Below are 10693 nucleotides of genomic sequence, written 5' to 3' on the forward strand. Positions count from 1 at the left end.
TTAATTCATTCTGCAAATGCTAGTTTAAGGTCACCCGAAGGCTAAATCCAAAGTTGCTGTATGCCGTATTATAGCTCAGCGAAGTATAGGGTTTAGTAATGTTAGAATCATAGAACAGGCGCACATTAAAACGCTGGTTCAACATGTAATCCACGCTTGGACGCAGGGCGATGTTTTTCGCTCCAGCGGATACTTCCGCCTCATCCACATCTGCGCGGTAGATCACCGTTTTATTATCACGAACCGCAACATCCAGTTTAATGTCCATATTGTTGTCCATGCGGATCTGCTGAAACAGCCCGAACGGGAAGCGGAACTTATTGGTACGATAGCCCAGACCAAATACCATGTTGTTCTCCGACAGCTGCGCCAACTGATTGTTCGCGAGACTTAGCCCCAGCAAGCGGTTTTTGCCGATCTCGAAGTTTGCCGTGAGGTTATTCTTCAGACGTGTATCTACCCCGATCAGCGGAGCGAACTGTTCCGTGATCGTCACCTGACTGTACTGATACTGCGGAAGGAAGTTATCATTCAGATCCCTGCTGCTTACCGAGCCATTACTTTCCTGGTATTGCTGCAAAGAATTAAAGCTGTTTACCGCATAGGTGGATCGGTAAGAATGCCTGATATCGATGGACTTGAAGGTCTCCTGCATGAAGGCCAGCCTTGACAGCCCACCGTAGTTGATCCGCCAGTTTGGCAATGGAATCTTTGGAAAGCCATGCAGCCGCACCCCCGATGCATCTTTTCCGGTATATGCCGCCAGGAAGGATGCCACGATAACATCCTGTGCATGCTCATTATAGCCATCGGCAAAAGCCCCATTCCGCCCCGCCGAGTTTACATTTTCAGCACCCAGACGTTGCGATATAACCGCCCGGTTCGCCATAAACTTTTGATACAGTCCGGAAGCTGTGCTGCCATTCTTATCGGAGAAGGCGGTTCTCAGGGAAATGAAAGAGATGTTGAAGTCACCCGTAGTATAAGGGCTTAGGTTTTCGAAGCCTCCAAGTTCATTGCTGTAGCGGAAATTACTGGAGTAGTTCATGGTACGGTTGCGGTTCGCCGTTAAGGTGATCCGCAGATCCCGGAAAGGCTCTACCGTACTGGTGAGGCTCAGATCTTCCCGTAAGGTGTTTACATACAATTGCGACTGCAGTGTATCCCGGGTCAACCAACCTTTAGCCAATGCACTTGCCCGCAGGTCCCGCTGGCTTCCCAGTACGAAGCCAAGCCCCGGCGCGCCCGTCACATCGTCGATACCCAGGTAATCTGCCTCCGGTAAATAGCCCGGCAAGAAGGTTCCCTTTGTCTGTGTAAACGCCGCATTCACCGTCTTGATACTGGTCAGCAGTCCTACAAAAAACTTTGTTCCCGTGTTTTCCTTTGCCGCAACGGCCCGTTTGATAAAGCCGAACTTGTTGTACAAGGTGTTCAGGTTTAATGTCGGATTTACCTGTATGTTCCTCGAATTCTGAATGGTGTTACCAAGGCTGATATTTGGGTCTCTTAAGGTCGACAAAGGTTCAGTCTGCCAGTTGAAGTTCGTACCATACCTCGTTGCCACATTGACCCAGTTCAATCCAGGGATCTTGTTGATCGGCAGGTTGTAGGTGATGTTCACATCGTGATTGTAATCCGTTGTTCTACCCAGGCGCTTCAGGTTCTGCCAAAGGGTGTCTGTCTTCAGCCCGTTGATGCGGCCTTCCGGCTCATCGATAATGGAGTAATTGGTTGCATCGAAATCCAGCGTCAGCGACCGGGTAAGATTCCAGGAAATACCATACACCCGCGTCACCAAAAAGTTCTTGTTATAAGTCGTATTCACCGGAATAGAGTTCGCCGGATCATTGTTGCGTAAACTGTTTTCAGAGTAATAGCGATCGAAGTCAATCCGGAAATTAATGGCGCTTGGCAGCAAGCTAAAGTTAATGTCCCTAAGCAGCGCCAGTGTGTTCGACTTAATCAGCTTTTCAAAGGGCTGATAAGACTTTGCCTGTGCCGCGTAGCGGTATTCCAGTGAAGCACGGTAGCTTTGCTGAATATTATTTTCATTGATAAAATCCCGGTGGAAATATTTCGTATAGGCATAGCTGAGGTTCAAGTTTTCAATATCCCATAACCGAACCTTTTTATCCGGGTCGGTACGCTCCTTATGCACATTGCTGAAGTTAATACTGTTGCGGGTCGTATAATCTTGTGCGTAATTCAGTATTGCTTTTTTCTCCGCCTTAGATGCAACATCCAGGGCATTCTTTAGCTCGATATCCGGTGTTCTTGGGTCATACTGCGGCGTGCTGATCTGCGCAGAGGAGCTTACAAACATCGGAATTACCAGTCCGCTCTTCTTCGGAAAGAACTTACCGAGTTCCAGGTTCGAGGACACATCAAAAAACGTGTTATCTGCGCGGTTACGTTCCGAAACCCGCTTCTCTATAGAACCAAAACCCACGGTCGACTTACTCGCGGAAATGTTTATATCTCCAAAGTCAGCCAGTTTAGCCGACATACCCGCTGTAGCCGCCCATCCGCCACGTTCGTCGAACTCCGTTAAACGCAGCTCATTGAACCATACCTGTGCATCTTTTTCCAACCCATCATCACCGGGGCGCAGATCCACATTGCGAAGTGGATTCTTTAGGCCAAGCATATAGAGCCGCACCTTACTCATGTCTGGTTGCCCCTTTACCGTGATGGTGCTGTTGCCATCTGTGTAGTCGAACGGCACGTTCACTGGCCATACCTGCCCATTTGGTAGCTTAGCATTGTTTCTCGCAATCTTAGCTTTTTGAAATAGTTCCAGTTCAATATCCAGCTTGTTCCGCTCGGGCCAGATCGCGTTGGGGTCACTGGTATTTGGCTGAGTCACGTATAGCGGCTGCGAATATTCGTAATAGTTGTCCTGATTGTCCGTACCAATGCGGATAAAGGCGCTTACGTCCTGATCATTCAACACCCTGCTACCAAGCGCTTCCAAATGCACATACATCTCCAGCCGCTTGTAAGATCTGAAATCATTGGTTCCGGTCTTGAAAGCTGCCCGTCCATAACCGTCACGCAAGTTTCGGACGTTCAGCGACAGCGACTGCTCGTTTTGACGGGTATCACCGCGATAGTTGTTATAGTCACGTTCACGCTCAATGCCTGGGGGTACCACGTACGGAATAGGCGTCCGTTTACCATTCTCCTCAATGTTCACCGTTGCCAGCTCTACAGTGGAATTATCCGGCGCCGCTGGGATAAGTGCAGGATCTACAATCAGCTCCATGCCGGTGTTGTTCGCATTATACTGGCGCCAGTCGCCCCGCACCAGCTGGATCTTCGCAAATCTCAATACGGTGGTATCTGCAAAATCGGTCAGGAACATCCGTATAAAGCGGATGGACTTGAAGTCCTGAATATTTCCATACTTCTGATCGTAGTTCGCCAGCGGAATACGAAGCTGGTACCAGGTTACGGGTTGCGTCTGCCCATTCGCAAGTTTAACCTGCGAAACCACTTTATCGGTCACATAGTTCCTGCCCACTTCAAGATCACCGGGCCGCATGGAAACCTTGTATTGAAAATACTCGTCAGACTGCGTCATGTTATTATCCCGGTTCACGTCTTCGCCATCAGGCAAGGAGGTTGAAGCCGAATTCTCCAGTCCCAGATCAGCCATCGATTGCTGGGCGGTTTTAGAGTTCCCGTCCGGACCATTATAGTTCTCATAACGTTTCAATATCCCTGCACGTGCCTGGTCTAATGCTGGCCCACGGTAAAAAGAAAAGTTATCCGAAGATGGATCTGCCGTCAAAGCCGCAGATGCATCGGGATTTAGCTGTGCCTTGATCTGGTTCAATGCCGCATTAAACTTCTGCTGCTCCTGAAGATCCGATAAACCATCAAGACCTACATCCTGCGCGCGTCGAACATCAGGGTTATTGTCAAAAGCCTGAACTACGGGCTGTAGCTTCGGCACCCTGCCCCAGTTCGTTTCATCGAACTTCGATGGATCATTATCTGCAGGAAGCCCATTTTCCAATGATTTCCGGCCATCCTTCAGAATATCCTCCGAGATATTGCCCAGGTTAAAATACAGGTCACCGGCATTCGGATTATTTGGCTTGTAGATGTTGGGATCCATCACCCACAATTCCAGGTATTCAATGTTCAGGGATTCAAAGTCATTACTTTCAATTTTCCGGAATAAACCGCCCCAGCGCGAACGTGGATTGTTTAGTTTGCCATCAGCACCAAAACCGGTCGGTGTATAATTATATGGCCCACGCAAATTTGGATAGAAGGCAACATCCAGCGTCGGCAGGTTTACAGCAAGGCCGGTGGCCGTCTCCTTGAAGGGAAAAACTTCCTGCTCAATGATCTCGCGTACATAATGATTTGACAGTTCGTTACGATCCGCCCTCAGGTATGATGGCAAGGTGGATGCAGTACGATTATAGAAGCTCGGGTCGATGTTATAAAATGCAATCTTAGCGCGGTTATAACCATAGGTCAGATTGTCTATAAGTTGGGATTCCGGGAACATCTGCGGCGTTCCGGATAGCTGCCAGGAAATCGCCCCTTTTAAGTCAATGACCGAGCGTGCAGCTTCAAAATCATCCAGGTAGCTGGTGCCTCCCTTACTACCATCCGCATTCAAGGCTTTCGGATGTCCGGGAATCAACTGTGCAAACTCACCAAAAAACGTTACCGCAGAGGGTGCCTTCGTGGAGATGAACGGGAGTTTATCCACCATCCGTGTCAGGAACCGCGAAGGACTGCTGTAGTTGAAGTCCATACCCCAGATGGTATTGTTGATCGGCTCCTCGCCGAAGTTCACCTTTGCCGTTAGTGGCTTCTCGGAAAGGTTCATGATCGTTGCCCCGAGATTAAGCTTGTTGTTTGCACGATAATCTAACCTTGTTCCAAAAAGTGAACGCTGCTGCAAGCCAAAAAGCTCACTGTTCTCGGTGGTGATCCGTATCGGCTGCCCCGAATTCAAGATCGCCGTGTTCAAGATCTTAACCCGACCGGCCATATAGTCTACCGTGTAGTCGTTACCTTCCTGCAGGGGAATATTTCCCGCAAATACTTTTACTGAGCCTTCAGGTACATTGATAGAATTCAGATTGAAATCAGAGGAAACTTCACTCTGATAACCGCCTTTGATGATGTACCTGTTCTGTCGGGTGAACAATTGACGTGCAACAACTTGTGTGGAATCGTATAGTGCTGGGAAGGTGTATTGTGTTGCGAGCTGGGCTTCCGCAGGACTAAACTGCGCTGCAAGATCATTTCCAAAAGGCTCAATCACCGGGAAGATGATGCGCCCGTTTAAAGGATCTATGGTGATGTACCCTTTACGATTGTTTGATGCGAAATCCGTTAGTGATGCATTAGATGTTGTTGAGCTGTTGCTGCCAAAAGGCATTTCCTCAGCTTGAAAGTCAAAGAAACCGTCCGGTTTTTTCTCCTCCTGCTGGTTTAGCCGGTCTAGTCCGGTAATGTCTATCCAAAGCCTGTTTTGTGTTCGCTGGCCTTCCGTAATCGCTGGGCGTTCAATCCCGGAGTTTTCATCAATCCTGAAAATGTCCAGTTTGAAATTTTGCCGTGATATCTGATAGCCGCCAATGGAATAAATGTTTTTCATCATCAGGTCCCAGGTTGGCAGGTTCGTCTTCGTGGTTTCGTTCTTCAGCAACTTGGCATAAAGGACATTTGGCGTACCCTGATTGAAGGCGAGGTCTGTTGAGAACTCACCCACCTGGTACTCTACACCATTGAACGTGTACCGATAGGCCACAGCCAGGACTTCGTCTGCATTTAAAGCATTGTTTAATGAAATATAACCCAGTTGCGGATGGAAAGTATATTCCCGGTCGGTAAGCTTCCTCGCATAGGTCAGTTTAGCGAAGTTGTCGGTAGCTCCATTGGCCTGGAAAAATGAAATCACATCATTCGAATTTGTAGAACGGGCACCAGCAGGTAACCTTTCCAACAAATTGTTGGAAGCCCGTGGAAAATTAGGTGCAATGAAACCCGATGGCACCGTCGAGTAGCCAGGGCCTCCTTGAATTAAGGCGGTGTTATATGGACTGTTCTCTCCCAGATCCATAAACGCCAACACATCCCTGGAGTCGGTGGTGGTGCCAGTTTTGTTGGTAATCCAAACCTCTAACTTGGTGATGTTGATCGCCGAATTGATGGTCGGCGGGTTCGCCAGTGTTTTGTTATAGTTGTTCCTGAAATATTGTGCTAAGAAGTAATGTTTGTTTGCTTCGTAATTGTCGCCGCTAATCCTGAACTCGTTCTGCTGCGCACCATTCGCAATGCGAATTTCCCGGGATTGCGATTTCTGTTGTGAAAAAACGCTGGTTGCGGTAAGTTTACCAAACTGTAGCTGTGTTTTGATACCGAACAGCGCTTGAGTTCCGGTGATCAGTGCGGTATTTAAGGGCAAGCTAACATTCCCCGCTTCTATCTTCTTGATGATGTCATCCTCACCTCCGGTAAAATCGAGCTTAATCTGGTTCTCAAAGTCGAATTGCGATTCCGTATTGTAATTCATATTCAGCTTCACGTTGGTACCGATGTTACCCATGACATTCATCTGAATACGTTGATTGAAATCGAAGTTTGACTGTACCCGCTGACGTTCGTTAAAGAGTGGATTCTCGTTTTTATTGATCCGTCCGAGCACGGTGAGTTCAGCTTCACCCCGCGCTTGTATATCAATCGTGTTCCCACCAAATACCCGCTCAAAAGCCTTACTGTTAATGGTGATCGGCGCCAGAATACCGGTTCTTCTATAGTCTTTGACTTCCGTATCTGAAAAGCTACGCCAATGCTGCTCCTTGATCTCGGCCTCAATAAGTCGTTGATACTCTTCTATAGTAAGATACTGTGGGTTGCTCAGCAGGCGACCACCTACCAGGTTGCGGATGATATATCTTTTACCAACAGGGTCGTATTCTACTTCCCGTTTATAGTTACTGGGCAGCGGCGTATACAAGCGCAAACTGTCTCTTACCCCAAGGCGCACGCGTTCCCAAATTCCGAGAGCATTCGTTGTATCAACAGGTTTGGTCAGTCCAGGTGTTACCTGAGCGGAAACCTGTTGTATGCCAAAAGAAATAACCAAAAATAAAATTAAGGTAGCTGTTTTTCTCAATAGCAATAAGGCTAAATAATTATAGGTTTTTTAGGGCAATCTTGATCATTTGTTCCACGGTAAGATCGGTACCGTTATTTTTCACCACCTGATCGAGCGCCTTCTCTGCAGGTTGTTTGGCAAAGCCAAGCATCATCAATGCAGAAAGCGATTCTTCTCTGACGGTGGTATTCAATGGTGCGGCGATCAGTGATCCCGTACCTTCTTTTTTAAGTTTATCTTGTAGCTCCAACACCAGGCGTTGTGCCGATTTAGCACCTATACCTTTTATGCGTTGGATCAGGGGCAGGTCGCCATTGACAATGGCCGCCTGAATTTCATTCGGCGTAATGGATGATAACATCATCCGGCCGGTATTCGGCCCAATGCCAGACACGGAGATCAGATGAAGGAATAGCCTGCGCTCTCCCTCATCTGCAAAACCGTATAATGTATGTGCATCTTCTTTGATATGCAGCCAGGTATACACCTTACAGCGCTCCTGATCTGCCAGCAAGCTATAGGTGTTCAGCGATATGTTAATGTGGTAACCGATTCCGCCGGCCTCAACAACAATATAAGCCGGACATTTAAAGGTTAGTTTCCCATCAATATAATCGAACATCGTAAGCGTTGTATTTATCTTTATTAACTGTTTTTTGCTGCTGCTTCTTCTTCCTTCACCTGTACATCTACTACAGCGATGGTCACCATGTTCACGATCTCTCTCACGGAGCTACCTAACTGAACAATATGTACTGGCTTGCGTGTACCCAATAAAATCGGACCGACAGCTTCTGCACCACCAAGCTCCTGTAAAAGCTTATAAGCGATGTTACCAGACTCCAGGTTCGGGAACACCAAAGTATTCGCCGGGCCATCTACCAGTCTGCTGAATGGGAAATTGTCTTTTAACAATTCATTGTTGATCGCAAAGTTACCCTGCATCTCACCGTCAACCAAAATCTCCGGGTGTTTTTCATGAAGGATCTTCACGGCCTTTTTAACTTTATCAGGAACAGTTCCCTTGTTCGAACCGAAGTTAGAATAGGATAACAATGCAATTCTTGGCTGAATGTTAAACTTGCGTACAGCACTGTTCATTAACAGCGTAAGGTCCACAAGCTCGTCAACCGTAGGATCCACATTCACGGTGGTGTCACCGAAAAATACAGGACCTTTTTTGGTCATCATCATATACATACCAGCAACGCGGTTTACACCTTCTTCAATACCTATCACATGCAGCGCAGGTTTGATCGTGCTTGCATAATTCTTGGTTAAACCGGAGATCATTGCGTCAGCCTCACCAAACTCCACCATAGAAGCTCCAAAGTAGTTGCGGTCGCGCATCAGTTTACCTGCATCCAGCTGCGTTAAACCTTTACGTTGTCTTTTCTTGAACAGCGCATCTGCAAACTTCTTGCTGCGTTCCGGTTCCTGCATTGGATCAATGATCTGAACACCTTCCAGTTCCAGCGCATGTTCTTCGATGATCTTGTTGATCCTTTCTACATTGCCTAAAAGAATTGGAATCGCAATATGTTCTTCCTTTACAATTTGAGCAGCTTTAAGGATCTTATAGTTATCGGCCTCTGCGAATACCACACGTTTAGCGGCAGATTTCGCACGGCTGGTTACGGCACGCATAATGGCGTCTTCACCACCTAAACGGCCTTTTAATTCTTCTTTATAGGCATCCCAGTCCGTAATTACTTTCCTTGCAACACCAGACTCGATCGCCGCCTTTGCAACAGCAGAGGAAACATTCGTCATTAAACGAAGGTCCATTGGCTTAGGAATGATGTAATCACTTCCGAACTTCAGGTTCTTAGCGTTGTAAGCCATGTTAACGGCTTCTGGTACTGATTTCTTGGCAAGGTCAGCAATTGCATGAACTGCAGCAATCTTCATGGCCTCATTGATGCTTGTTGCTCTTACATCAAGTGCACCGCGGAAGATATATGGAAAACCTAATACGTTGTTCACCTGGTTAGGATAATCTGAACGGCCCGTAGCCATAATCAGGTCCTCACGGGAGCTGATGGCAAGGTCGTAAGCAATCTCCGGATTCGGATTCGCCATTGCGAAAACGATTGGGTTCTTCGCCATGGATTTCAACATATCCACAGACACACAGTCCGCAGAAGAAAGACCGATAAACACATCTGCATCTACCATCGCCTGCTCCAGCGTGTCAATTTCACGGGCGGTAGCGAATTCAGCTTTGATAGCATCCAGGTTGTCGCGTGTAGCGCGGATCACACCTGAACGGTCGAGCATGACAACATTCTCTTTTTTCGCGCCTAAGGAAACATAAAGGCGGGTACAGGAAATTGCGGCAGCACCTGCACCATTTACCACGATCTTTACCTCTTCAAGGTTTTTACCTTGCAGCTCACAGGCGTTTAATAATGCCGCTGCAGAAATAATCGCCGTACCATGCTGGTCGTCATGCATCACTGGGATGTTCATCACTTCTTTCAGGCGGCGTTCTATTTCAAAGCACTCCGGCGCCTTGATGTCTTCCAGGTTTACACCTCCGAAGGTTGGCTCCAGTGCTTTAACAATACTTACAAATTCATCTATGTTTTTCGTGTTCAACTCCAGGTCAAACACATCAATATCTGCAAAAATTTTAAAAAGAAGGCCTTTACCTTCCATAACGGGTTTACTTGCTTCGGGGCCAATATCACCCAGTCCAAGCACCGCTGTACCATTACTGATTACAGCAACAAGGTTTCCCTTTGCGGTATATTTGTAAACATCTTCAGTGTGATCAGCAATACGCAGACACGGCTCAGCAACGCCAGGAGAGTAGGCTAATGTCAAATCTCTTTGTGAGGCGGTGGGTTTAGTCGGGATGACCTGGATTTTACCCGGTCTACCCTGCGCGTGATAATCTAATGCATCTTGCTTCTTATTCGTTTTACTCATTATACTTTCCTTCTTTTACTAATGCTAATCATTTGCTTCGTGAACGGACAAAGTTACAATTCTTTTATCCGGCAACCACAATAAAATTCAAGGTATTAAAATGCGGAAGTGCTGGCACACAATATAATATTTACCTGCAGCATCGCCGAGGGGCTAAATGCCTTACTTATAATTTAGAGATTTTGTTGCCAATGAAGACTTCAAAGTTGCCTGTAAACTCAACACTGGAACTTATAAGAGGCATCCACGGCTCATTAATTGGACTAACAAAATCTAAAAACCCGTATAAACAAGAAAAGCCTGCAAGTTTTAACTTACAGGCTTTCTTTAAGATTTGGCACCGACCTACTCTCCCACGTGTTACCGCAGTACCATCGGCTCTGGTGGGCTTAACTTCTCTGTTCGGAATGGGAAGAGGTGGACACCACCGATATAGGCACCTAAATATTTTTAATGTTATTTAAGCTATCTATCTTTTCGATTGATTGGTATTCAATAACAATGACATATTATTGAAAGAAGTTAGTTTTGAAGAACAAACAACAGTATTCTGCTTTTGAAAGCTTCGGATGATTAGTATTACTCGACTATGCTGTCACCAGCTTTACATCTGTAACCTATCAA

The 10693-nt window shown here is 46.8% G+C and carries 3 protein-coding genes and 1 rRNA gene; all 4 read right to left on the reverse strand.

What is annotated here, in order from left to right; all coding sequences use genetic code 11:
* Positions 1-19: 19 nt before the first annotated feature.
* Complete coding sequence (gene sov / locus AC5WJX_RS08740; RefSeq protein ID WP_494484206.1) at positions 20-7153, reverse strand: T9SS outer membrane translocon Sov/SprA; 7134 nt, start codon at positions 7151-7153, stop codon at positions 20-22.
* A gap of 19 nt (positions 7154-7172) precedes the next feature.
* Positions 7173-7757, reverse strand: a complete 585-nt coding sequence (gene ruvA, locus AC5WJX_RS08745) for a Holliday junction branch migration protein RuvA (protein ID WP_440431411.1) — start codon at positions 7755-7757, stop codon at positions 7173-7175.
* 23 nt (positions 7758-7780) lie between these two features.
* Positions 7781-10069 (reverse strand): NADP-dependent malic enzyme, encoded by a 2289-nt coding sequence (locus tag AC5WJX_RS08750; RefSeq protein WP_494484207.1) that lies wholly within the window; start codon positions 10067-10069, stop codon positions 7781-7783.
* Positions 10070-10401: 332 nt separating this feature from the next.
* Positions 10402-10513: ribosomal RNA gene (rrf, locus tag AC5WJX_RS08755) — 5S ribosomal RNA — on the reverse strand.
* Positions 10514-10693: the final 180 nt, after the last annotated feature.

It is taken from the genome of Pedobacter sp. NEAU-ZC8 (genome assembly GCF_059278965.1).